The sequence below is a fragment of the Chromobacterium sinusclupearum genome (genome assembly GCF_002902845.1).
GTDB lineage: Bacteria > Pseudomonadota > Gammaproteobacteria > Burkholderiales > Chromobacteriaceae > Chromobacterium > Chromobacterium sinusclupearum.
On sequence record NZ_PPTF01000078.1, the window covers coordinates 61,858 to 83,310 of the forward strand.

The following is a 21,453-nucleotide window of genomic DNA, read 5'->3' on the forward strand; positions in this document are numbered from 1 at the left end:
CCCCAAGCCATGAACGAAAACACCATCCTGCTGGACGCCCCCATCCAGCGCGGCGAAACCAAGATCGAAACCATCCAGCTACGCCGCCCCGGCGCCGGCGAGCTGCGCGGCCTCAAGCTGGCCGACGTGCTGCAGCTGGACGTGGACGCCGCCATCAAGCTGCTGCCGCGCCTGTCCATGCCGGCGCTGACGGAAGAAGAAGCCAAGCGGCTAGACCCGGCCGACCTGCTGCAATGCGCCACCGTGGTGGCCGGTTTTTTGTTGAAGAAATCAGAGCAGCCCGCCAGCCCCTCCCCGGCAGCGTAGACGACGCCATCGCCGACATCGCCACCATATTTCATTGGCCGCCCTCGGCCTATAGCGCCATGCCGCTGGCCGAGCTGGCCAGCTGGCGCGAGGCGGCCCGCCTAAGATCAGGAGCCGCCGACGATGAATAGCAAGCTGAAAATCGAAGTGCTGCTGGCGGCCGTGGACAAACTGACCCGGCCGCTCAAGCAAGCCATGGCCGGCAACCAAGCGCTGGCGCGCGCGGTGAAGGAAAGCCGGGACCAGCTCAAGCAATTCCAAGCCGCGCAAAGCAGCATCGATGCCTTCCGCAAACTCACCAAAGAAAGCAAGGACACCGGCCAGGCGCTGGCCGGCGCGCGCCAACGCTTGGAAGCCGTCCGCCAGCAGATGGAACAGGCCGGCGGCGCCAGCATCAAACTATCCCGCAAATACGCCGCCGCCGAACGCGCCGTAGACAAACTCAGCATGGCCCACCGCAAGCGCCTGGATGCCGCCCGCGCCGCCTCGGCCGCGCTGCAGAAGGAAGGCATCGACACCCGCCAGCTTTCCGCCACGGAAACCACCCTCGCCGCCCGCATCCAAGAAACCAACCGCGCGCTAGACGCCCGCCAAGGCAAGCTCGATGCCGTCGCCCGCAGGCAGCGGCTGCTCAACGAGGCGCAGCAGCGCTACAGCCAACATATCGCAGTGCGCGACAAGATCGCCGGCGCAGGCGCGAAAGCCGCAGTTGGCGGCGCGGCCATCGGTGCCACCATGGCCATGCCGGTGATGGCCTACGCCCAGGCCGAAGACGCCGCCACCCAGCTGAAAGGCGCAATGATGCGCGCCGGCGGCGTCATCCCGCCGGAGTTCGAGCAGATCAACCGCCTGGCGGAAAAGCTGGGCGACCGCCTGCCCGGCACCACCGCCGATTTCCAAAACATGATGACCATGCTGCAACGCCAGGGCATGAGCGCGCAGTCCGTGTTGGGCGGCCTGGGCGAAGCCGCGGCTTACCTGGGCGTGCAGCTCAAGATGACGCCAGAGGCGGCGGCGGAATTCACCGCCAAGCTGCAAGACGCCACCCGCACCAGCGAAAAGGACATGATGGGTCTGGTGGACATGATCCAGCGCGGCTTTTACGCTGGCGTAGACCCGGACAACATGCTGGAAGCCTACAAGGGCCTGGGCGCAGCCATGGACATGATGCGCGTCAAAGGGCTGGAAGGCACCAAAGCCTTCGCCCCCTTCGTGGTGATGATGGATCAGGCCGGCATGCGCGGCGAATCAGCCGGCAACGCCATTCGCAAAGTCATTGCGGCGAGCCTGAACGTGGACAAGATCAAGAAGGTGCAGCAGAACCTGCGTAAGCAAAAGGGCATTGCGCTGGATCTGGACTTCACCAACGGCAAGGGCGAGTTTGGCGGCCTGGACAAGCTCATGTCGCAGCTGAATCAGCTGGAAAAGCTGGACATGGTCAACCGCCTGGCGGTGCTGAAAGACATCTTCGGCGACGACAAGGAAACCAATGAAGTCCTGTCCAAGATCATCGATAAGGGCAAGGACGGCTACGCCGACGTTGTAAAAAATCTAGCCGAGCAAGCCAGCTTGCAAGAGCGCGTCAATCAGCAGCTCGGCACCCTGAAAAACCTGTGGGACGCCGCGTCCGGCACCTTCACCAATGCCATGGTGCGCTTTGGCGAAGCCATCAGCCCGGAGCTGAAGGCCGCCGCGGAGTGGATTGGCAAGCTGTCGGAAAGGCTGGGCGAGTGGGCCAAGGAAAACCCAGAGCTGGCCAATACCATCATGAGAGTTTTAGCCTTCACTGGCTTGGCGTTGCTGGCTTTTGCCGGTTTGGCTATCGCCATCGCCGGCATACTCGGTCCCATCGCGCTGGCCCGTCTCAGTCTGTCCACCCTTGGCATTCGAGCCGGCGGCGTGGTGGAAAAGCTGGTCGATCTGCGCAAAGCCGGCGCAGGCGCGGGGCAATCCCTATCCGGCAAGCTGTCCGCCGGCGCGGCCGCCGCCAAACGTGCCAGCCAGGGGCTGGCTGATGCCTGGCGCGCATCCAGCCCGCGCGAACCGCTCAAGCGCCTATGGGCATGGACCAAGGGGCTGAAATCCACCCTGCCCGCCGCCATGCGGGCCGCCGGCGCGCGCAGCTTAGAACTGGCTCGCGCCATGGGAACTGGCCTGGTGGACAAGTTCAAGTCCGGCAAGCTCGCCGTCTATAAGTACACCGCCGCGCTCTGGCGGGCCGTTGCCGCCCAGCTGGCGCTGGCGCGCGCCAGTGCCGGGGCCAAACTCGGCGCGGTGACGCAGTATGTCAAAACCCGCGGCGTCAAAGGCATGGCCATGGATGGCCTCAAGGGCGGCGGCAAGCTGATCGGCGGCGGCCTGGCCGCTGCAGCGTCTGGCGCGGCCAGCGCCATCATGGGCATTGGCCAGGCGCTGATGTTTGTCGGCCGGCTGGCCATGGCCAACCCCATCGGCCTGATCATCGGCCTGGCCGCTCTGCTCATCTACAAGTATTGGGAACCGATCAAGGCTTGGTTCACGGGCTTTTGGGAAGGGCTGAAAGAAGGGCTGGCGCCGCTGGGCGCGATATTCGATCAAGTCTTTGCCGCCATCGGCCCCGCGCTGGAGCCGCTGCGCCCTGTCTGGGATTGGCTGGTCGGCGCGTTCAAGGCCGCGTGGGAATGGGTATCCAAGCTGCTGGGGCCGGTGGATGCCAGCAAGCAAAGCCTGGACGCGGCGGCAAATAGCGGCAAGGGCTTCGGCAAGTGGCTGGCCAACCTGATCGTCATCGGCCCGGAGCTGGCCGCCAAGTTCATCACTGTCGGCCTGGACATCATGTCCGGCATCGTCTCAGGCATCAAGAAGGGCATCGTGTGGGTCAAAGATGCCATCCTGGGCGTGGGCGACATGCTGCCGGAGTGGCTGCGCAAGAAGCTGGACATTCACAGCCCATCCCGCGTGTTCGCCACCATCGGCGGTCATACCATGGCCGGCCTGGAGCAAGGCATCGATCAGGGCCAGGCCGGGCCGCTGGCCAGCATGCGCGAAGCTGCCAAACGGCTCACCGCCGCCGGCGCCGGCATCGCCATCGCCACCGCGCCCGCCATGGCCGGCCAACTGGACCACCGTCCGCCGCTGCGCGCCAGCGCGCCGGCCGCCGTGGCCGCGCCCACCATCAACATCACCGTCAACACCACGCCGGGCATGAACGAGCAGCAGCTCGCCGCCGTGGTGCAGCGCCAGGTGGCGCAGGCACTGGCCAAAGCCGGCAGCCAGCAAGCCGCCGCGCGCCGTTCACTCTTTGGAGACTTCGACTAATGCTAGGCATGCCGATGATGGCCCTGGGCCTGTTCGTGTTCACGCTGGACACCCTGCCCTATCAGGATTTCAAACAGCAATACGGCTGGCGCTGGCCTAGCAATAGCCGCGTGGGCCTGCGCCCGGCCTATCAGTTCCTGGGGCCGGACGAAGAGTGCATCACCCTGTCCGGCCGGCTAATGCCGGAGCTGACCGGCGGCGAAACCGCCCTCAGCCTGCTGCGCCTGATGGCGGACCAAGGCCGCGCCTGGCCACTGATCGAAGGCACCGGCACGCTATACGGCTATTTTGTGGTGGAGAAGATGGACATCAGCCGGCAAGAGTTTTTCAGCGACGGCGCAGCCAGGTGCATAGACTTCACCCTATCGCTCAAGCGCGTGGACGATCAGCTGCTAGACCTACTCGGCACCGTCACCCACGCCATGCTGGAGCTGATCCAATGAGCGCCGCCGGGCAGCTGTTCGAGCAAACCGCCGTCCAGCTGGATGGCCTGGCCACGCAAGCGTCGGACGCGCTGCGCCAGCGCCAGCCGCGCAAACCCATCTGCCGCATCCTGCTAGGCGGCAAGGACATCACCCGCAACATCACCCCGCGGCTGATCAGCCTAACGCTCACCGACAACAGGGGATTTGAGGCGGACCAGCTGGACATTGTGCTGGACGATGCAGACGGCCGGCTGGACATCCCGGAACGCGGCGTCACCATCAAGCTGTCGCTGGGTTGGGCCGGCGCGGCGCTGGTGGACAAGGGCAGCTACATCGTGGACGAGGTGGAGCACACCGGCACGCCGGACACCCTCACCCTACGCGCCCGCGCCACCGACCTGCGCGCCGGCATCGCCACCAAACGCGAAAAGAGCTGGCACCAAACCACCTTGGGCGCCATCGTGCAGGCCATCGCCAAAGCCAACGGCCTGACGCCGGCTATCCCAGCCTGGCTGGCCAAGCAAAAGATCGAACACATCGACCAAACCAGCGAAAGCGACGCCAACCTGCTCAGCCGCCTGGCCGAGCAATACGACGCCATCGCCACCGTCAAACAAGGCCGGCTGATCTTCTGCAAAGCAGGCGATGCCGAAACCGTCACCGGCCAGCCCTTCCCTGCCTGTCTGATCCGGCGCAGCAGCGGCGACAGCCACCGCTTCAACGTGGCGGACCGTAACGCCTACACCGCCGTCAAAGCCTACTGGCAAGACGTGCGCGGCGCGAAAAAAGGCGAAGTTGTCGTCAACCAAGACACCAAGTTTGAACGCCGTGCCACCGTCACCAAGCTGGGCCGCAAGAGTAAGCGCACCAAGCTCACCGCCATCCAACAAAAGGGCATCGAACCCAGCAGCGAAAACATCAAAGTCCTGCGCCACGTCTACGTCAGCGAGGCCACCGCGCTGCAAGGCGCAAAAGCCGCCTGGCAAAAGCTGCAACGCGGCGTGGCCGAATTCTCCATCACCCTGGCCGAAGGCCGGCCGGAGCTATTCCCGGAACTGCCCGCCCAGGTGCAAGGGTTCAAGCCCGTCATCGACGCCACCGGCTGGGTGCTGAAGAAGGTAACGCATCAGCTGGGTGACGGCGGCTACACCACGGCGCTGGAGCTGGAGACAAGTTTATATAATACGAAGGATTGAATTTAATTACTTTGCCGCTTTCCTTAATTACAAATCACACTTATTTAAACCACCACAAAAAAATCAGAGACTTACGTCATTACCTTCCATAGGCCCATGGAAAACAAAGTAGGTTTTAGCCTTCCTTAATTTTCCATCATCATGATATGGCTGAAACCTCCACTGATTAACTGCATCCTCACATGCCTTTCGTACCGCTTGGTCCACGTCCCCCACAACGGTTATATTACTAGTACTCCCATCCTCCTGAATAACAAAATGCACCTCCACCCTGCCGGAGAAATTTGTTTCACCAGTTGGATATCGCGGACAAACCTTCTTTATAATTTTTAATGGCTCACGACCGACCGGAGAACCAACCATACTCTCTGCCATTGAAAATACGGCAATTAGAGACAGCAGAATAAATAATAACAATCTCAAAACAACCTACCTCAAATAAATTGCAGAGCAAGCGATCAGGAAAATGAAGAACAAATTAATCCATCTCAATAACAAAATGATTGTCATTTGGGCCTCCCCCCCCTCCTCCGCCCCCACCACCAGTCGAGCCATCATAAATAGTAGGTTCACTACACTCTACATATCCGCTACTTGAACCCAAACTACCCATACCACCTACCACGGCATTATTTACGTTGTTCAAATGAGCAGCATCTACACCCTCGCACCCTCCGCCACCAACGGTAGCGGGTTTTGGCGGCGGTTGCTTCGGTGGTTGTTTATGAGTAATAATTACACCTATACCATCTTTGCAATCCGAAATTGTATCATCTACACTCTTTGTATAAAGAAGTACATCCTTCGCAATTTGCACAGCAGCTTTTCCAACCTTGTATTCTGGCAATATAAATAGTGAAGCCACATCCCATGCGCAATTTGCAAACTTTCCAGCATCCTTTACGTAGAAATCACTTGGCACTTTTGGATCATAAGGCTCAAACCCCGTAGGCGGCGCTTTTCCACTTGCTTGTGACTTGGGCTTTTCATAGACAATAGCCTTTTCCAAAACAGATCCATCTTTATTGCTAAGCGTCACAATAGCTGCAGGTGTTCCTGCATTTGGATCAATCTTAGTGTAATCCTCAGGAGGAGGCCCATCATTCGCAGTGGTATTGACTCTACTGCCTTGAGTATTATTATTTAATAATGAATCGCCAGTTGTCATACGGCCAAGTGATCTTAACATCAACTACTCCAGACATAATGAAAAATGCCGGACAATTATCATTTGGCATAAGTTTCTAAATTGTTAATTTATGAAGTTAATTATTTTTTTTTATTAACAAAACATAAAATTTTAATTTAATGCTAACAGCAACGTTATTAATTCCAATAAAAACAAAAAATGACATAAGAATTTTAATGCTCAACAAGTACCTTGTCTCATATTTGCTGCACTGCCGCACAGATTTCCGCGCACACAAGCTCGCAACCAGCCCTACGAAAGGGTCTTCAGACACACCAACTCGCACAATAAATAGTTGTACCTGCCACAAGCGGCCAGCAAGCACGCGCTATAAGATTGGGAACAGAACCGACGACAACCTACTGGCACCGCCAAGATATTGTTGAAAGTGGTAGACCAGCGCCCGGAGGTGCTGCGAGAGCTCAAACACGCGTAAGAGAGTGCTACTGTGGCGGGCAGCTGCACAACAGCGTTTCGACCACCCTAACTACTGGCCAAATCATGGCCGACATCACCTTTAATGCGCGGCAGGATGTCCAGGAAAGATTCGATGCTGCCCTGTCCCGATTCACCAGCGACAGCGCCAAGCCCCGCAACACCCTGCTTGTCTGCGCCCCTCGCGAGGTCTGCATGGCAGCGCTGTTTGCTTTGCACACCGTCGGCCGCTCGCCCCTCCAGCGGCTGGACAATGAAAAAGCGCCTCTTACGGGAGGCGCTTGTTTGGTTCTGCGATGATATGGGCGGTTGTCATTCCGCTTTCATCCTGTAAAGCTGGTGGATCGCCCCTTCGGGGCATCCACCCTACGAGCAGATTCAGGTCAATCCAGCAATATCCGGGGTACGCGGTCCTAATTTAGGCATCCTAAATTTTACCAACCGGAGCTTATTCATTTTTTTTAGAGCAGATATAATTATAGTAAACACCTACGTGACCCCAGCTTTTTTCAGCAGCATCACGAAATGTTAAAACAATACTATAAAATTTACTAGGGGAAAAATTTACATAGCCACCATCCCACCCCCCAGATATCGACACATCTTTCCCTAGCAATTTTTCATCACAAAAAGCAAGATAGCGCTCAACGGTAGATTTATTTGTATCGCCTACATTATTTTTTGTAACCAACCATGATTCATAGAAATGCTGATCGCCCTGATTTAAAAGCCGCGGCGGGGTCATGAAATAGCCAGGCTCAATCTCGAATAAATTTCCAGCTGCATATGCATCAGAAAATGACTTCACTACGCTGGCCTTATATTTAATCTCGTCACCAGTTGAATCGCCATTCATTTCTTTAACTATTTTTCTTAATCTTATTTCATCTTTATCGGTCTGACTCAGGAATTTTATATTGAATCCGCCCGCACCAGCAAATCCATTCAAAAACCCTCCAAGATCAAATGCATACACTCCTGTACAATAAAATATTGCCATCAAAGTTAATATATACTTTTTCATAACAGCTCCTTAACTATACTCATTAAACGTGCAATCTTGACCAAAGGGAAGAAAGCAAACTTTTACATGACATTAAAAATTAATACTGTTCATAGCCCATCTCAGCAAAAGCTGGGCTTCGTAAGTTCACCCTTCTGACCTACGGCCCTTAGCAAAGTCGCATTAAACGCGCATCAAACTGCAGTCGAAGCAAATATCTTCTCCAAGCAGGATCAATGATTTTTACATTTTGTTAATAAATTGTAAACACGCATGCGCAATGTGTTCCATGTCATGAATGGCATGGAGGCGCTGTTTGCTTTATGCACCGTCGGCCGCTCGCCCCAAGCCACCAGCCCAGGACAATGAAAGAGCGCCTCTTGCGAGAGGCGCGTGTTTTGTGTGGCGATGATATTCGCGGCAGCTATCGCGCCCCCTTGGCAAAGCGGTGGATCGCCCCTGTGGGGCATCCACCCTACGAGCTGGTTCGAGTCGGCCAAGATCGTGGCCGACATCGCCATAAATAGAGGCAGCGAGGTGCAGGACGCATTCGATGCCGCAATATCAAACATGGCCAGCGGCTGCGCCCGCCCGCACAAGGTTCTGCTGATCAGCACTCCACGCGAGGTCTGCGTGGCTGCGCTGTTTGCTTGCCTGTCGTAGCAGACTCACCCGAGCACCACCAGCGGCAGGGCAATGAAAAAGCGCCTCTTGCCGGAGGCGCTTGTTTGGTTCTGCGATGATATGGGCGGCTGTCATTGCGCTTTCATCCTGCAAAGCTGGTGGATCGCCCCTGCGGGGCATCCACGAACTTTGCGATATCCAGTGTACGCGGTGTCTTTGCAGACAACAAAGCGGTGGATCGCCCCTGCGGGGCATCCACCCTACGAGCTTTGTGATATCCGGGGTACGCGGTGGTAGACCGCTACGAGCAGGCACACCACCCTGCAAATCAGGTCAGCGGCCTCGATGCATTGCGGTTTCTCATGCAGGAACACGGACTGCAACTTGGCGACATGACAGAGATTGGCAGTCCAGTGACGGTGGCCGAGGTGCTGGCCGGCGCGCGCGAACTGAGCCTACGCCAAGTAAAACAGCTGGCTGCTCGCTTCGGCGTCAGTCCTGCAACCTTCATCGACTGATCCACTGCCGCCGGTGGATAGACCTGTGCGCAACCTCCGCCAGGGCAATGACAAAGCGCCTCTCACTGGAGGCGCTTATTTTTTGGGCGGCTGTTGTAGCCAGCAGCGGCACAACAGCGCGGTCCGCCGCAGATCCGGGGTACGCGGTCGATAGAAAGGTTAGGCGTCGGGTTAACTGAGAGGCAACATGATGCCGCCTGCCCCCCCCCTGCGCCCCCCCCATATAAGCCATCAATCTCTCGGCAACAGCGGCAGCCTCCTTGTTCATGGCATCAAGGTCAACGCTCCACTTCATGTTGTAGAACTTCCGCTCCTTGGAGATGTACAGGCGAATCGGGTAGACCCGCGGCTCTACCGCCTCCCAATGAGACAAGATCATATTGTATGCCGCTATGGGGGAGGGTGGATTTTTCGCCTCGGATATTGTGAGATTCGCTTCGTCGAGATACTCATCGAAGTGCTCAAGTGTGTTTCGAACCTTTACGTTGAGCAGCTCGGTGAGATGAACCCCATCGAGAATACTCTTGAGCGCAGCGACGCGTGCACGCCGGAGTCGATACTGACGACCGGACTCGCCGTTTAGCTTGGCACTTGGGGTATTGAGGAATTTCTTGAGGTTCGCTGCGTCGGAAAGGACAGATGCAATCAGCGAATGTAGCTCTGGATTTACCTCCAAGACAGAGCCATTTTCTGGTACCGTTACTTCGTTGAAGAGGCGTTCGGTCTTCTGACAGATAGCGTTCGCAAGCCACCAAAGTTCGTGAACGTAGAGTGGGAAGAGCTTGGTGTCTTCTGGCTTCAGGTCTTGGGATTTCGGCATTGGCTTTACGATCTCCTGGATATACGCGGGTTTTGCTTTTCTTGACACAAAATGCCATTCGAAAATCTAAAGATACCACGATTGATTGAAGTGATTCAGATATGACAAAGCCCGGCTACGTCCGGGCTTCTGTTTAGGCGGGTGGGGTTGACCTACGACAAGCGCTTGTAGGTATCCAGCAGGCCGCGAACAAGCACGCGGCCCTTCTCGTCAACTTGGTTCAGATCAGCCAACAGACTGCTGTCCGCGTTCGACAGCGCTGCACCGTTGCGAATGCCTGTCACAAGATACAGGACGTCGAAGCCCGCCTCATGCCATTTCTGGAGAGTTTCAACATTGGGCGTTCTTTCTCCTTTTTCGTAGGAGTAGTACGTCGTGTAGCCAATACCTGCAGCCTTCGCCGCATCGGTCTGGATTATTCCAAGCCGTTTGCGCTCTTCTTTGAGCCGGTCCGAAAAATGACTCATTCGATACCCATGGGTGCTGTCAACGGTTAGCTGTTGGTGTAGCTCTCGACAAACGATTGGGCGCTGGCCAGCCAGGCACGGCGGGCTTTGTCATCGAGTTGGTTGATACGGGCCAGCAGGCTGCTGTCCTCGTTCGAGAGAGCTGCACCGTTGCGAACACCTGTCACAATGTACAGTACGTCAAAACCGGCTTCATGCAGCCTTTGAAGGGTCTCTGCATTTGGGGTTCGGTCCCCTCGCTCATAGTTCTGATAAGCCGTAAAGCTCACCCCTGCTGCTTTAGCAGCATCCATCTGGATGAAGTTAAGCCTGTTGCGCTCTTCCCTCAAACGCACATTAATACTCACGAATGTCGTCCTCAGCGTATTGACACACCAACATTTGTTGGTATTATGTCGTTCATGACTCACTATGTTAGGCATAGTAACTCACATGGCCCACGTTCCGAAGCGCAAGCGTCGTTCATCTGGCCCCGCCAGGGCGCCAAGAGGAGCGGCAACCGAGAGAGTGCAAATGTACCTGACCGTGCAAGAGGTCTCCGAGCTGGATGAAATTAGCAAATCGCTCAACCTCAGTAGAAGCAATTTTGCCGGCGCACTTTGCCGTCTCGGTTTAGAGGATTTCAAGGCTCAGATCAACGATCAAGGCAACGATACCCCAAGCGCATTTTTCGCATAACCACCGAACAGGAGGGCTTACTGTGGCAACTACCTTTCCCCAGCAGCATCAGGCTTTGAATCAACACTTGGCCATGCACTACGGCATGACTGCCGGCGTGTGCGCCTATGCCGCCAAGTACATGCTGAAGTGCAAAACCGAAGCGCAGCTGCAAGCAGCGCTGGCGGAATACCACCAGCTCCCGCCCGCTCAGATTCAACAGGAACACCGCGCATGACACAGCAAATGTATCTGGTCTTTCGTGCGCAAGACGGCCTGGCTACCGCCAGGCAGTGCGCAACCTTAGTTGTCAGTAGCTTTCTGGTCCTACTCACTGGCAAGGCTCGCATTCGCTGGCAGCCAGATACCCGGTTTGGCAGTTGGGACCAGATGCGATTTATTGCTCAGGCGTGGTTGCAGAAATGAGCAGAGTATCCGCGCCCTCCAGCTGCTTCAAGGCATCAATCGCCGTTTTGCCCTTGGCTGTTATGGATGTGCCGTCTGGCTTAATTATTTGTAGCTCGCAATTATGTTTGGCCTGAATCCAAGCTGTTAGCACGTCTGCCACTGATTTCCACGGAAAACAGCTGGCAAGGCTAGAAATGCATACAGATACAAACCCGCTGCTATTAGAAGACAGCTTGATGAGTCGATTCACAGACAAACCAGCCGCTTCCAAGGTACCGATCAGTTCTGCCGACAAACGGGGATCTAGCTCTAACTGCAAGGAATGATAAGTGCCCACGGTAGCTCTCGTTATCAAATGCCAAACACTGCGCCAGCGCTGCCACGCTGCGAAATGGTTGGTGAGGTTGGCGCTGCATATCTGGCGCAGCAAAGTCTGCCTGATTGCGCTGGATGAAAAATTGGCCAAGACATCGGCAGGGTGAGGAAGAACATGGACACGATACGTATCAGTTATCAAAGCATGTGTAAAGCCATGCCAGGTGGATGGCCGGTTATGGCTGCGGCACTGGGCATGAGCAAAGACGCCTTGGAAAACCGCGTGTACGAGCGCAAGGGCCAATCGGTATCTGTCCATGAAGCCTTGCAGATGCAAGCCTTTAGCGGCACCACGCTGTTTGCCGAGGCCGTTGCGGCGGAGGCCTGCGGCGTGTTTATCCCTCTGCCGGACGTGGCGGCGGTGGACGATGAAGAAATCCAGCGCGTGTACATGGAGCTGGTGGACGAGGTGGGCCGCCTGGCGCGCGAATGGCGCGAAGCCACCCGCGACGGCGAGGTGGACAAGCGCGAACGCCAGCGCCTGGAGGCCATCCGCGACGCCATCTGCACCAAGGTGACGCAGATGAACCATCTGACCTTTCAAGTGTTCTGCAGGAGCTAATCACCATGGCCTTTATCTGCCCCCACTGCAACTGCGTGGCCTACACCCGTACCAGTCGCTATTTGTCCCCGCTGACACAGGAAGAGTATTTGCAATGCACCAACATTGTCTGCGGCCATAACTTCACCCTATTCCGCACCGTGCGCGAAACGCTCAGCCCGCCGGCACTGCCGAAGGCAGGCATCCACATTCCGATGGCAACCAAGCAGCGGCTCATCGAAATGCAGCTGGAGATACGCCGCCAGAAGGCCGACACGGAAAACCAGCTAGAGCTGCCGGGCCTGACCGCCTAAGCCCTACCCCTCCCCCTCTCATTGAAAAATCGCACCGCGCAGTGCGAGGGGGCTTTTTACGCCCAAAAAACGCAGCACACAGGAGAAAACGCCATGCATCAGCCCCAAGCGCCACGCCTTGCCAAGCTCCGTTACGTCCGTTTTGCCAATGGCACCGCCTGCTATTCCACCGCCGGCCGCGAGTTTTCCGGCCTGGGCGAGTGGCTGGAATACCTGGGCTGCTGCGCCCTGGTGCTGTTGCTGATTGTGCTGCAGTTCGTTTTGCCCGCCTGATTCTGGAGCCAACGCCATGAATGCCGCTACCCCTGTTAAATCCCCCTGGCGCAATGTCGCCGTGAACATGGCGCGCGAGAATGCGGCGCGCCATGAGGCGCAGAAAAAAGCCCAGGCCAGGTTGGCGCCGGTGCATCTGCCGGTGGAGCCGTTGCGCCGCGAGGTGGCCGGGCCGCAACTGGTGGCGGTGGACGAGCTGCAAGCCAAGGTGCTGACGCCTGCGCAGCTGGACGCGCTGGCGGACATTCAGGACGCCATCAAGGTATTGGCGCAAGTGGCGCGCGGCATCAATCAGCAAATCTTGCTGAATGGCCTGAAGCTGCGCCAGTTGGCCCTGCATCAGCCGGGCATGGTGATCGAAGCGATTGAGAACATGCTGCCCGAGGCCCGCATAGCGGAAGCCAAGCTGCTGCGCGGCGGCCTGCCGCTGCGCGCCGAACAGCCGCAATCCATGCCGGCCGCCCGCGAGGAGCGCGCCGCATGAAAACCTGCCGCCTGCCTGATCTGGACCGTTTCCCGCGCCACCTGGGCCGGGCGATTGGCCGCGAATGGCGCCAGCGCCGGGGCGTGCCCCTGGTGCTGGCCCAGGATCAGGCAGACCCGCGCGAGGCCGAGGCCAACGCCTGGCTGCGCGATCTCACCCGTTTTATGCCGCGCGACGCGCTGCCGCTGGGCGCGTGCGAGATGGAACTGGTGGAGTTTGCCAAGCAGCGCGCGTTTGAGGCGGACCAGCTGCTCAGCCGCGGCGCAAACATGGAGCAGCTGGAACGCTACTGCGCCCGCTATGGCGTGGAGCCGCCGGCCGGTAAAACAAAAGCAGGCCGTGCCAAGCGCGTGGCATGCAGCTTGTGGTGGCGCCGCGCCCTGCGCCGCGTCAATGCCCGCCGCAGCGAGCATCTGTCTATCCAGCTAGGGCTGGTGCATCGCCGCCACGGCCTGTATGCCAGCCATGACGCCATTACCCGCCGCCGCGAGCAGAAGCGCCGCAACCGCGGCTTGCTGGAGGCGCTGGCCGCCATCAACGAGCTGGGCCAGGAATACACCCTGCAACAGCTGGCGGACCTCAGCACCAGTAACCCGGTGATCCGCCGCGCGGAACTGATGGTGCGGATTGCCGGTTTCGAGCATATCGCCGTGGGCCTGGAATACGCCGGCGAGTTCATCACCGTTACCGCGCCCAGCAAATTTCACCCGCGCCACGCCAAGAGCGGCAAGCGCAATGCTAAGTACAACGGCGCCACGCCCATCGATACCCGCGACTATCTGCAAACCGTGTGGTCACGCATTACCGCCGCCATGGCGCGAATCGGCGTCCGCCCGTTTGGCTTTCGCGTGGCGGAACCGCACCACGACGGCACGCCGCACATGCATGCGCTGCTGTTCATGGCCAAGGACAAGGTCAAAGCCTTCCGCGCCATTGTGGCCCGCTATGCCGTGCGTGAAGACCGCCAAGAGCTGGGCCTGCGCTACGCGCTGACCAAGGCCGATGCCATGCAGGCGGCGCGCGGTCTGCGCGCCAACGGCGCCAAGGGCAAGCTGGCGGACATCGCCGCCAAGATCGGCAACGAGGCAGATTTTTGGGCCAACCCGCCGCGCTGGGTATGGAAGGGCATCAAGGCGCGCGTGGCGTTTGAGGCCATCGACTGGAAGCGAGGCACGGCCGCCGGCTACATCGCCAAGTACATCGCCAAGAACGTGGACGGTGCCAAGCACAACGGCGACAGCGTGGGCGTGGACTTTGAGGCGCTGGACCACGCCGGCGTGGCCGGCCCGGATGATGGCGCGAGCAAAAACCAAGCCGCCGCGACCGATGCCACCGTTACCGCCATCCGTGTGGATGCCTGGGCCAGCCATTGGGGCATCCGCCAGTTTCAGCAGATTGGCGGCCCGCCGGTGGGCGTGTGGCGCGAGCTGCGCCGCTGGGACTATCAAACGGCCGATGCCGAAGACGTGCTGATGCATGCCGCCATTGCCGCCGACACCGGCAACTGGGGCCGCTTCGTGTACCTGATGGGCGGCCATGAGGCCAAGCGCGCCGACATGCCGCTCAGCACCGCCCGCGACAGCCAGCCGGCGGAAAACCGCTACGGCGAACCAGGACAAAAGCGCGTGTTTGGCGTGGTGGAGCTTGCCAGCGGCCAATTGGCGCAAACCCGCGTCCATGAATGGCAGATCAGCCGCAAGGCCGCCGGGGTTGAGGGAAGCGCAGCTTCCCCTTGGACTCGTGTCAATAACTCTACGTTTTTGGAAGTGCCGCCCCAGGGCGAGCCGAAGCCGGAATGGCAGTTCAGCGAGGCTGACCGCGTGCTGGTGGAAAGCCAGGACGACGACAGCGACCTGCTCACCGCAGAGCAGCTGGTTGCCCGCCGCGAATACGAGGAGCACCAGCGCTATCTGCGGATGTTCCCGGAATTTGTCCATGAATGGGCGCAGCGCGGCATCGAGGCCCACCAGCTGGCCGCCGAGCGCCAGCGCGAAGCCAGCCGCGAGCGCGTCCGCATGCAAAAGATCAACCGCCGCCTGGCCGCCAACCTGGGCATGACGCACCGCCAAGGCATGGAAGTACTGGACGCCATCCGCGCCCAGGCGCTGGGCACCGATAAGCCGCGCCGCCGCCAAACCCGCCCGCGCGACGAGCGCTGGAGCGCCGGCGGCCCAGGCATCGCCGTTTCTCAACAGCTGGCCCAGGCAACCGCCAGGGCGCGGCAGTGGATCAACCAAGCAGGCCGCGCGTGAGCGGCGAGGAGGAGACATGTTTGGACCTGATAGAGCCGTATTGGAGAAAAGGCTGTTCGACCAGCTGGAGCGCGCCGAACAGCAACGCAATGCCGAGGCCGTGGTCATTGGCCGAAGCCTGCTGAATGGCCAGCGCGTGGGGAAAGTCTTCTTGGCCCGCCACTTTGGCCAAAGCGATGAACGCTGCAACGCGCTGCGCGCCAGGTGGCGCCAGCTGATGGAAAACCATGAACAGGAGCAAGCGCAATGAACGCTATCGCAATCGAACCGAAAACCAACCTCTACACCCGGCTGATGGAAGCCGCCGTAGGCCGCTACCGCGCCGAGCTGGACGCCGTAAACGGCCAGCTGCGCAACATCGAGCGCGCCGAGCGCATGGCTCGCCGCCTGCGCGACATCGAGCTGGACGCCAGCGCCCAGGCCGGCGCCGGCTTCGTGCCCTACCTAGTACTGCGCGTGCCCATCGACATGCTGCCGCTGCAGCGCTACGTGGTGACGCTGGCCGGCAACGCCCTGGAGCGCCGGCTCGTCGCCAACGGCCGAGACGCCCAAGGCCGGGACCGCTTCCAGATCCTGGCCGCCAACGAAGAACGCACCAACCTGGAACTGGTGGTGGAAAGCATCTGATCAACCAGCCGCACAGCGGCCATAGGCGAGCGGCCAGCCCATCCCATCAACCTGGGCGCCGTCCTCTGAAAACCGGCAAGGCCGCTCACCTATGGCCGCCAACCAACAACCGCGAGAACCAACATGACAACAAAGATTGAAATTGCACCGGACGACGAAAAACCCGCCCGCCCCTGGCACGGACAAGGCCCAATCAAAGGCGACCGCTACCTGCGCCGCGATGTGGTGCTTGAACGCGTCGGCATCACCAAGACCACACTCTACGACTGGATTGCCGCCGGCAACTTCCCTCCGTCCATTCCCCTTGGCGGTGGGTCCGTGGGTTTCCTGGAGTCGCACCTGGAAATCTGGATCAAGTGGCGCTTCGAGTGCGCGGGTTTAATAAGAGCTGCATGACGGTCCTACATGGACCCTGGTGAAGAAACCACATCAACCATAGAATCAAAGCCATCCGTCAGGATGGCTTTTTTCATGTGCAACCTCAGCAATTTCGTCCCCAATACGTGACCAAAACATGGGGGTATATGATGGGGTATAAATTTTTCAATAAAAAATAAATTGATAAATATCAATACATTAAATTACAAATCGACAAGCTGCTGACGCGCGAAGATTTGGTTTCAGCCAAAATCTAAACAGACCGCAAAGCCGCCAAAACCAAGGGTTTGGCGGCCTTTTTCATTCCGTTTCGGTTGGGTTGGGAACCGTGACAGTCGGGTGGCGCCTGAAATACCGTTTCGCAGGCAAGGAAAATTCTGTCCCTGGAGGCCTATCCGGAAGCGCCGCTCAAGGGTGCCCCACCAAAACCAGATGAGGCTCGCCGCCTGCCAGCCGCTCCAGACATCCGCCTCGCGCAGTACACACGGTCTTTGCCATGTCCGGGGCAGGTGATGGCATCTTGGACGAAACTATCTAGAATAAAAATCACCACTGAAGATCATCGCCAGCAGGGAGTGCAAGGTGAATAGCGACGCGATTTCAACAACCAACCCCTCGAGCCTGGCTTCCTTGCTCCGCTACGCCCTCAAAGCCGTCTTCACGGCATGGCTCGGGCTAGGCCCCTGCAGCGGCCACGCAGCTGAACTCGTCTACATTACCGCCAAAGCGGATTTGCCCTTCTGGGATACCGTTGGCAAGGGTGTCAAATCGGTCGCAGACGCGAATGGTTACACTTTTTCGGAACTGGACAGCAGACTCAGCGCAGACACACAGCTCAGCAATGTACGCCAGGCCATTGCCCGCAAGGCTATCGGCATCGTGATTTCGCCCACCAACAGCCAATCGGCCGAGGATGCGCTCCAGTTGGCCAAGCGCGCCAATATTCCCATCGCCATCGCGGACATCGGCACCAATGGGGGCGACTATGTCAGCTTCGTCAAATCGGACAATTACCGCGGCGCATACGACGTTGGCGTCGAGCTGGCCTCTGCGATGAAAGCACGCGGCTGGAACAATGGCAGCTATGGCATGGTCACCATCGAACTGACTCGCAAGAACGGGCAGGATCGAACCAATGGCTTTCGTGACGCGATGAAAGACGCCGGCTTTGCAGCTGAAACGGTTCTGCGGCAAATGAAAGACTACTCGGCCGAAGAAACCTATCGCTATACCAAGGATATCCTGGCGACCCATCCGAAAATACGGGGATTTTTCATCGAAACGGACCAACCAGTGGATGGCGCAGCACGCGCCATCAAGGAAGCCGGCAAGGAAACGCAGATATTGCTCGTATCCTTCGACGCCATGCCCGCAGTCGCCCAGTTGCTCAAAAACGATGTTCTCGTTGCCGTCGGCATGCAGCAACCTTTTCTGATGGGAAGCTCCGCGGCCGGCGCACTGGTTTCGTATCTGCACGGACACAAGCCGGCGAAAGAGATTCTGGTGCCGATTCTGGTGGCAACCGCCCGGAATGTGGACAATCTGATGCCGGTGGCAGCAAAAACGGTTTTTGGAAAATCAGCCAAATAAGCCGCGCCAACACGTCCATTTAAGGGGTCATGCGCGTCATCTCATCATTACGAATCAAGTCACGAATGGTGGCATTGAATGACCGTTGCAGGTAGCGGCCATCGGGCAGCGCGCGGCTGAGTTCGAAATGAAGGCCTGTCGGGACGTCGTCAGGCAAGTCCAAGCGGCGAATGCTTGGCATGGTAAACAGGTCTCTCAGCCCCGCGTCGTGCGCGGAAAGGCTGTCTACCACCTCGCGGATATCAATGAAAACATCGCAGCGCCCCTCCGCGATCTTGCTGATGGCATTGCGTTCATTTTTTGAACCGGTATCCTGGCGATTCTGCGCGATTCCGAAGGCGTCCAGACGACTGCCAAACAGCCCGCACACCATGTAGCGCTTAAGATCCGCCGACGAGTGCAGCAAGGCTCCGCCTGGATGCTTCTGCGCAGAGTAAAAATACACGTGATGAATCTCGGCATACGCATCGGTAGCCAGAAACCTCTTGGCATCCAATTCCCGGCTTGGAACGTTGATGGCAATATCGCGCTGGCCGTAGGCAACGGTTTCCAGGCAGCGACGCCAGGGCAGCCGCTCGACGACTGCGGGTTCGCGCCCGGCACGCATGAGGCTACGCTGCAATACATTGATGGCCAAGCCTGTGTTCTGTGCCCCGCCCGCAAAACCCGCCAGCGACGTAAATACGAAGGGGGGCAAGTCCGCGTCGGAGGCGCAAGCGCGCAGCGGCGAGCCCTGAGCCGCCGCGGAAGCCATGGCAAGCACCACCAGCATCCCCATGGCCGGCCAGCATCGCTCCTTACCCTTTCGCCCCCGACCCAGCTGTGCGCGCCACATATCCCCTTTGCCCCTGCCTGAATTCACCGTGTTAACAACGCAATGCGTACCCGCAACCAGTCAACCCGCACATGGCGATATCGATGTCCAATCGTGTCGCCCATTGCAATGACCTTTTCTGTCAATTGTAGCCATCATCTCCACTACTGCCGCAACGGGTTCGAGTCGGCCAAGATCGTGGCGGACATCGCCATGAATAGCATCCGAGAAGTGCGGGACACCTTGCCTTGTCTCGTATGGCTTGCGGCGGTACCCACCCGCACCAAGCCCTGTTGATCTGGTCCACGCGAGGTCTGCATCGCGACGCTGTTTGCTTCGTACGCCAGCCGTAACCGGTGCCAGGACAATGAAAAAGCGCCTCTTGCAAGAGGCGCTTTTTTCTTTGGCAATGGCGCGGACTGTGGCTTGTCTCGGCTACCGTTCTCGGTAAACGTTGCGTTTCACAAGCTTAGCTCAATCCATGGCCCTCATATGAATGCTCAACACCAAGCATTTCAAGGGTAGTAGCCACCTCGGCCAAGACAGCCCACTCAGCGTGGTGGTGCAGCATGCGCTGGCCATCAATGGGATTCCTGCGTGTTTGAGACTTAGCGCCAGCCAAATCCGATCACATCTCCTGGAAAGACTGCTCCAGCTGGCGGTCGCGCTGCAGCCGCCGCCGGATTCCAGCCAAATAATCGGCCCGGCACTGCCGCAGCATGTAATCACGGTAATTGTTGCGGCGCAAATCGCCCCAGGCTTGCGCGCGGGCTTTCAACGAGCGGATTTCCGCCGCCTTGATCAACTCATCGTTCAAGGGCAGTTGCGCGGCGGTCAGCAAGGTATAGCCGTAGCGTTCCATATAGTCTCGGCACGCTGTTTCGATGATTTCGATCTCGCGCATCGATAATTGCTGCTTGAACTTGTCGGCATGCGCGGCAATCGGCGGGAAATGATTGGATGACCACAACGATGATAGCTGCGCAATCTTCGCGGCCTCGGTCGATCTGCCGATGTCCAGCATCTGCGGCAAAAAGGCGATGCCGAAGAAATCGCACACCTGGCGCAACACCGTCTGCTGATCCAGCAGAAAATCCTCATAGCGTATCGTCAGCACCTTGTCCGGATGCTCAGCCAATAGGCGATCCGCCGCCTTGTACGCCGATAACCAGATACGCACATTCAGCTCAGTGTCGAAATCGTGAATGATCGCCCGATTGATCGACGCCACCTGGGCGCGCGGATCGCGCACCACGTTCAAAAAGCGCATATTCGGAAACAGGCGCAATAGCTCATCAGCGTAGCAGACGCAATCCAACGACTTATCCATCACCACCCTGGCCTGCTGCTTCTCGCCGGCGCGCAACAGCAACTCCCACGCGATGCGATGCACGCTGCGCGGCTGCTCGGCCAGGGATTCGAAAATCTCTACCGGATCGAACGCGATATCCGGCCACTTCACCATGCTCGCCGCCTGCAAGCCCACCACATCCACCACCAGCTGGAAGTAGTTGCGATCCTCGGACAGATCGCCGTACAGCGGCAGCAATGGCATCAGATCAACGACATGCAGCGGATACGGCGAATAGAACTCTCGGCTGAAATTCAGCCGCAGCCGCAGCGCGTGGCTGCCGCAGCGCCGCAATGGAATCATCAATACCGGCAACGGCCGGCGCGTTTCAGATGAAGTAGTCATGTTCAGCCCCTTCTCCCAAGCTCGCAGGTCCACAACAGCTCAGCACCAAGCCAAACAGGCTGTTCACCGATTCTTCCAGCCTGAGCGAGCCGGCATCCAGCGCCAAGGCTGGATGCGATGGCGGCTCGTACGGGGCGGAAATGCCGGTGAAGTGGGCGACCTGCCCCGCCCTGGCCTTGGCGTACAGACCCTTGCAGTCCCGTGCCTCGCAAACGTTCAGCGCAGTGCTGACATAAATCTCGGCAAAACACCGCTCGCCGATGATTTCGCGCGCCATTTCCCTGTCGCTGCGGAAAGGCGAAATGCAGGCGCACACCACGATCATCCCTGCATCGTTCATCAGCCGCGCCACCTCTGCCATGCGGCGGATGTTCTCCCGCCGCTCCACAGCGGAAAACCCCAAGTCGCGATTCAAGCCATGGCGCAGATTGTCTCCATCCAGCACGGTCGACGAAATGCCGGCATGCACCAGCCGGTCTTCCAGCTCATAGGCGATGGTGGATTTGCCCGCGCCGCTGAGGCCTGTCAGCCAAAGGGTTAAAGCCGCATGGCCGAACAAGCGCTGCCTGTCCGCCAGCCTGATGCGGCCGCGAGCCCTGAAAATATTGGCCGGAAGGCCTGCGTTAGGAGAAAGCGTAGTCATGATCCCATCCTTGCCGTGAGCAGATGCAAACCAAGGGAAAGGACAAGAGCTTTGCAGCAGTCACGCACTAGATATATTGGTCATAGCGCGAACCCAGCGGAAAATACCAATGAAAAAGTCC

29 protein-coding genes are annotated in these 21,453 nt (G+C 58.5%); 18 read left to right on the plus strand and 11 right to left on the minus strand.

What is annotated here, in order from left to right; all coding sequences use genetic code 11:
* Nucleotides 1-9: 9 nt before the first annotated feature.
* Genes C2134_RS18365 through C2134_RS18385 form a run of 5 tightly spaced genes read left to right on the plus strand, consistent with a single transcriptional unit; the run spans nt 10 to nt 5,224 of the window.
* Nucleotides 10-306 carry a phage tail assembly protein gene (locus C2134_RS18365; protein ID WP_103321541.1) on the plus strand — a complete coding sequence of 99 codons (297 nt, stop codon included), beginning with the start codon at nt 10-12 and terminating at the stop codon, nt 304-306.
* Nucleotides 234-437, plus strand: coding sequence for a GpE family phage tail protein (locus C2134_RS22075; RefSeq protein ID WP_103321542.1), 204 nt, complete (start codon nt 234-236; stop codon nt 435-437). The genes C2134_RS18365 and C2134_RS22075 overlap by 73 nt, the downstream gene beginning before the upstream one ends.
* Nucleotides 430-3,603, plus strand: coding sequence for a phage tail tape measure protein (locus C2134_RS18375; protein WP_103321543.1), 3,174 nt, complete (start codon nt 430-432; stop codon nt 3,601-3,603). Before C2134_RS22075 ends, C2134_RS18375 begins: the two co-directional genes overlap by 8 nt.
* Nucleotides 3,603-4,046: a phage tail protein gene (locus tag C2134_RS18380; RefSeq protein ID WP_043627261.1), complete on the plus strand. Its 444-nt coding sequence runs from the start codon at nt 3,603-3,605 to the stop codon at nt 4,044-4,046. Before C2134_RS18375 ends, C2134_RS18380 begins: the two co-directional genes overlap by 1 nt.
* The gene (locus C2134_RS18385; RefSeq protein ID WP_103321544.1) at nt 4,043-5,224 is read left to right on the plus strand and encodes a phage late control D family protein; all 1,182 of its coding nucleotides are present in this window, start codon (nt 4,043-4,045) and stop codon (nt 5,222-5,224) included. Before C2134_RS18380 ends, C2134_RS18385 begins: the two co-directional genes overlap by 4 nt.
* 63 nt (nt 5,225-5,287) lie before the next feature.
* Here the strand turns inward: C2134_RS18385 and C2134_RS22190 are convergent, their stop codons facing one another.
* Nucleotides 5,288-5,599, minus strand: coding sequence for an energy transducer TonB (locus C2134_RS22190; RefSeq protein ID WP_103321545.1), 312 nt, complete (start codon nt 5,597-5,599; stop codon nt 5,288-5,290).
* 103 nt (nt 5,600-5,702) lie between these two features.
* Nucleotides 5,703-6,413 carry a hypothetical protein gene (locus C2134_RS21360; protein WP_146042208.1) on the minus strand — a complete coding sequence of 237 codons (711 nt, stop codon included), beginning with the start codon at nt 6,411-6,413 and terminating at the stop codon, nt 5,703-5,705.
* 501 nt (nt 6,414-6,914) lie between these two features.
* Here C2134_RS21360 and C2134_RS18395 point away from each other — a divergent pair.
* The gene (locus tag C2134_RS18395) at nt 6,915-7,148 is read left to right on the plus strand and encodes a hypothetical protein (protein ID WP_103321546.1); all 234 of its coding nucleotides are present in this window, start codon (nt 6,915-6,917) and stop codon (nt 7,146-7,148) included.
* Between the two features lie 148 nt (nt 7,149-7,296).
* On the opposite strand, the gene C2134_RS21365 is transcribed toward C2134_RS18395, so the two are convergent.
* Together C2134_RS21365 and C2134_RS21370 are read right to left on the minus strand one after the other, a co-directional pair.
* Nucleotides 7,297-7,872, minus strand: a complete 576-nt coding sequence (locus tag C2134_RS21365; protein ID WP_146042209.1) for a hypothetical protein — start codon at nt 7,870-7,872, stop codon at nt 7,297-7,299.
* Nucleotides 7,873-8,084: 212 nt separating this feature from the next.
* The gene (locus tag C2134_RS21370) at nt 8,085-8,423 is read right to left on the minus strand and encodes a hypothetical protein (protein ID WP_146042210.1); all 339 of its coding nucleotides are present in this window, start codon (nt 8,421-8,423) and stop codon (nt 8,085-8,087) included.
* A gap of 342 nt (nt 8,424-8,765) precedes the next feature.
* Here C2134_RS21370 and C2134_RS21375 point away from each other — a divergent pair, with 342 nt between their 5' ends.
* Entirely contained in the window at nt 8,766-8,993 is a 228-nt protein-coding gene (locus C2134_RS21375; protein ID WP_146042211.1) for a helix-turn-helix domain-containing protein, read from the plus strand.
* Here the strand turns inward: C2134_RS21375 and C2134_RS18405 are convergent.
* From C2134_RS18405 to C2134_RS18415, 3 genes are all read right to left on the minus strand, one after another.
* Complete coding sequence (locus C2134_RS18405; RefSeq protein WP_199179984.1) at nt 8,983-9,813, minus strand: hypothetical protein; 831 nt, start codon at nt 9,811-9,813, stop codon at nt 8,983-8,985. The genes C2134_RS21375 and C2134_RS18405 overlap by 11 nt on opposite strands.
* A gap of 152 nt (nt 9,814-9,965) precedes the next feature.
* On the minus strand, nt 9,966-10,280 hold the full coding sequence (locus C2134_RS18410) for a helix-turn-helix domain-containing protein (protein WP_103321548.1): 315 nt from the start codon (nt 10,278-10,280) through the stop codon (nt 9,966-9,968).
* Nucleotides 10,281-10,306: 26 nt separating this feature from the next.
* Nucleotides 10,307-10,627, minus strand: a complete 321-nt coding sequence (locus C2134_RS18415; RefSeq protein WP_158248813.1) for a helix-turn-helix domain-containing protein — start codon at nt 10,625-10,627, stop codon at nt 10,307-10,309.
* A gap of 166 nt (nt 10,628-10,793) precedes the next feature.
* On the opposite strand from C2134_RS18415, the gene C2134_RS21605 reads away from it, so the two are divergent.
* Together C2134_RS21605 and C2134_RS21380 are read left to right on the plus strand one after the other, a co-directional pair.
* A complete protein-coding gene (locus C2134_RS21605) occupies nt 10,794-10,958 on the plus strand; it encodes a hypothetical protein (protein WP_158248814.1) in 165 nt (54 codons plus the stop codon).
* Nucleotides 10,959-10,980: 22 nt separating this feature from the next.
* The gene (locus tag C2134_RS21380; protein WP_146042212.1) at nt 10,981-11,175 is read left to right on the plus strand and encodes a hypothetical protein; all 195 of its coding nucleotides are present in this window, start codon (nt 10,981-10,983) and stop codon (nt 11,173-11,175) included.
* 159 nt (nt 11,176-11,334) lie between these two features.
* Here the strand turns inward: C2134_RS21380 and C2134_RS21385 are convergent, their stop codons facing one another.
* The gene (locus C2134_RS21385) at nt 11,335-11,682 is read right to left on the minus strand and encodes a hypothetical protein (protein WP_146042213.1); all 348 of its coding nucleotides are present in this window, start codon (nt 11,680-11,682) and stop codon (nt 11,335-11,337) included.
* Between the two features lie 183 nt (nt 11,683-11,865).
* Between C2134_RS21385 and C2134_RS18425 the strand changes: the two genes are divergently transcribed.
* The 9 genes from C2134_RS18425 to C2134_RS18465 all read left to right on the plus strand — a co-directional run bounded on the left by C2134_RS18425 (nt 11,866) and on the right by C2134_RS18465 (nt 18,179).
* Nucleotides 11,866-12,282, plus strand: a complete 417-nt coding sequence (locus tag C2134_RS18425; protein WP_304529174.1) for a YmfL family putative regulatory protein — start codon at nt 11,866-11,868, stop codon at nt 12,280-12,282.
* A gap of 5 nt (nt 12,283-12,287) precedes the next feature.
* The gene (locus C2134_RS18430) at nt 12,288-12,575 is read left to right on the plus strand and encodes an Ogr/Delta-like zinc finger protein (RefSeq protein WP_103321552.1); all 288 of its coding nucleotides are present in this window, start codon (nt 12,288-12,290) and stop codon (nt 12,573-12,575) included.
* Nucleotides 12,576-12,668: 93 nt separating this feature from the next.
* Complete coding sequence (locus tag C2134_RS18435) at nt 12,669-12,848, plus strand: hypothetical protein (protein ID WP_103321553.1); 180 nt, start codon at nt 12,669-12,671, stop codon at nt 12,846-12,848.
* A gap of 16 nt (nt 12,849-12,864) precedes the next feature.
* Complete coding sequence (locus C2134_RS18440; RefSeq protein ID WP_103321554.1) at nt 12,865-13,332, plus strand: hypothetical protein; 468 nt, start codon at nt 12,865-12,867, stop codon at nt 13,330-13,332.
* On the plus strand, nt 13,329-15,584 hold the full coding sequence (locus C2134_RS18445; RefSeq protein WP_146042214.1) for a replication endonuclease: 2,256 nt from the start codon (nt 13,329-13,331) through the stop codon (nt 15,582-15,584). Before C2134_RS18440 ends, C2134_RS18445 begins: the two co-directional genes overlap by 4 nt.
* Before the next feature lie 16 nt (nt 15,585-15,600).
* Complete coding sequence (locus C2134_RS18450) at nt 15,601-15,834, plus strand: hypothetical protein (protein ID WP_146042215.1); 234 nt, start codon at nt 15,601-15,603, stop codon at nt 15,832-15,834.
* Complete coding sequence (locus tag C2134_RS18455) at nt 15,831-16,211, plus strand: hypothetical protein (RefSeq protein ID WP_103321556.1); 381 nt, start codon at nt 15,831-15,833, stop codon at nt 16,209-16,211. The genes C2134_RS18450 and C2134_RS18455 overlap by 4 nt, the downstream gene beginning before the upstream one ends.
* Before the next feature lie 123 nt (nt 16,212-16,334).
* Nucleotides 16,335-16,607, plus strand: a complete 273-nt coding sequence (locus C2134_RS18460) for a helix-turn-helix transcriptional regulator (protein ID WP_083339090.1) — start codon at nt 16,335-16,337, stop codon at nt 16,605-16,607.
* Between the two features lie 564 nt (nt 16,608-17,171).
* A complete protein-coding gene (locus C2134_RS18465; RefSeq protein ID WP_233196508.1) occupies nt 17,172-18,179 on the plus strand; it encodes a substrate-binding domain-containing protein in 1,008 nt (335 codons plus the stop codon).
* A gap of 19 nt (nt 18,180-18,198) precedes the next feature.
* Here the strand turns inward: C2134_RS18465 and C2134_RS18470 are convergent, their stop codons facing one another.
* The 3 genes from C2134_RS18470 to cysC all read right to left on the minus strand — a co-directional run bounded on the left by C2134_RS18470 (nt 18,199) and on the right by cysC (nt 21,332).
* Nucleotides 18,199-18,957, minus strand: a complete 759-nt coding sequence (locus tag C2134_RS18470; RefSeq protein ID WP_158248815.1) for a substrate-binding periplasmic protein — start codon at nt 18,955-18,957, stop codon at nt 18,199-18,201.
* Between the two features lie 664 nt (nt 18,958-19,621).
* The gene (locus C2134_RS18475; protein WP_103321558.1) at nt 19,622-20,689 is read right to left on the minus strand and encodes a sulfotransferase family protein; all 1,068 of its coding nucleotides are present in this window, start codon (nt 20,687-20,689) and stop codon (nt 19,622-19,624) included.
* A complete protein-coding gene (gene cysC, locus C2134_RS18480; protein WP_103321559.1) occupies nt 20,673-21,332 on the minus strand; it encodes an adenylyl-sulfate kinase in 660 nt (219 codons plus the stop codon). The genes C2134_RS18475 and cysC overlap by 17 nt, the downstream gene beginning before the upstream one ends.
* Between the last annotated feature and the right edge of the window lie 121 nt (nt 21,333-21,453).

Bases quoted from the DNA above. Each gene is read 5' to 3' on its own strand.
- C2134_RS18410 (WP_103321548.1), bottom strand. From the start codon at position 10,280: ATGAGTCATTTTTCGGACCGGCTCAAAGAAGAGCGCAAACGGCTTGGA.
- C2134_RS21605 (WP_158248814.1), top strand. From the start codon at position 10,794: ATGTACCTGACCGTGCAAGAGGTCTCCGAGCTGGATGAAATTAGCAAA.
- C2134_RS18380 (WP_043627261.1), top strand. From the start codon at position 3,603: ATGCTAGGCATGCCGATGATGGCCCTGGGCCTGTTCGTGTTCACGCTG.
- C2134_RS18455 (WP_103321556.1), top strand. From the start codon at position 15,831: ATGAACGCTATCGCAATCGAACCGAAAACCAACCTCTACACCCGGCTG.
- C2134_RS18440 (WP_103321554.1), top strand. From the start codon at position 12,865: ATGAATGCCGCTACCCCTGTTAAATCCCCCTGGCGCAATGTCGCCGTG.
- C2134_RS18405 (WP_199179984.1), bottom strand. From the start codon at position 9,813: ATGCCGAAATCCCAAGACCTGAAGCCAGAAGACACCAAGCTCTTCCCA.
- C2134_RS21360 (WP_146042208.1), bottom strand. From the start codon at position 6,413: ATGTTAAGATCACTTGGCCGTATGACAACTGGCGATTCATTATTAAAT.
- C2134_RS18470 (WP_158248815.1), bottom strand. From the start codon at position 18,957: ATGGGGATGCTGGTGGTGCTTGCCATGGCTTCCGCGGCGGCTCAGGGC.
- C2134_RS22190 (WP_103321545.1), bottom strand. From the start codon at position 5,599: ATGGCAGAGAGTATGGTTGGTTCTCCGGTCGGTCGTGAGCCATTAAAA.
- C2134_RS18395 (WP_103321546.1), top strand. From the start codon at position 6,915: ATGGCCGACATCACCTTTAATGCGCGGCAGGATGTCCAGGAAAGATTC.
- C2134_RS18375 (WP_103321543.1), top strand. From the start codon at position 430: ATGAATAGCAAGCTGAAAATCGAAGTGCTGCTGGCGGCCGTGGACAAA.
- C2134_RS18385 (WP_103321544.1), top strand. From the start codon at position 4,043: ATGAGCGCCGCCGGGCAGCTGTTCGAGCAAACCGCCGTCCAGCTGGAT.
- C2134_RS18475 (WP_103321558.1), bottom strand. From the start codon at position 20,689: ATGACTACTTCATCTGAAACGCGCCGGCCGTTGCCGGTATTGATGATT.
- C2134_RS22075 (WP_103321542.1), top strand. From the start codon at position 234: ATGCGCCACCGTGGTGGCCGGTTTTTTGTTGAAGAAATCAGAGCAGCC.
- C2134_RS21365 (WP_146042209.1), bottom strand. From the start codon at position 7,872: ATGAAAAAGTATATATTAACTTTGATGGCAATATTTTATTGTACAGGA.
- C2134_RS18445 (WP_146042214.1), top strand. From the start codon at position 13,329: ATGAAAACCTGCCGCCTGCCTGATCTGGACCGTTTCCCGCGCCACCTG.
- C2134_RS18435 (WP_103321553.1), top strand. From the start codon at position 12,669: ATGCATCAGCCCCAAGCGCCACGCCTTGCCAAGCTCCGTTACGTCCGT.
- C2134_RS18430 (WP_103321552.1), top strand. From the start codon at position 12,288: ATGGCCTTTATCTGCCCCCACTGCAACTGCGTGGCCTACACCCGTACC.
- C2134_RS18450 (WP_146042215.1), top strand. From the start codon at position 15,601: ATGTTTGGACCTGATAGAGCCGTATTGGAGAAAAGGCTGTTCGACCAG.
- C2134_RS18365 (WP_103321541.1), top strand. From the start codon at position 10: ATGAACGAAAACACCATCCTGCTGGACGCCCCCATCCAGCGCGGCGAA.
- C2134_RS21370 (WP_146042210.1), bottom strand. From the start codon at position 8,423: ATGTTTGATATTGCGGCATCGAATGCGTCCTGCACCTCGCTGCCTCTA.
- C2134_RS18460 (WP_083339090.1), top strand. From the start codon at position 16,335: ATGACAACAAAGATTGAAATTGCACCGGACGACGAAAAACCCGCCCGC.
- C2134_RS18425 (WP_304529174.1), top strand. From the start codon at position 11,866: ATGTGTAAAGCCATGCCAGGTGGATGGCCGGTTATGGCTGCGGCACTG.
- cysC (WP_103321559.1), bottom strand. From the start codon at position 21,332: ATGACTACGCTTTCTCCTAACGCAGGCCTTCCGGCCAATATTTTCAGG.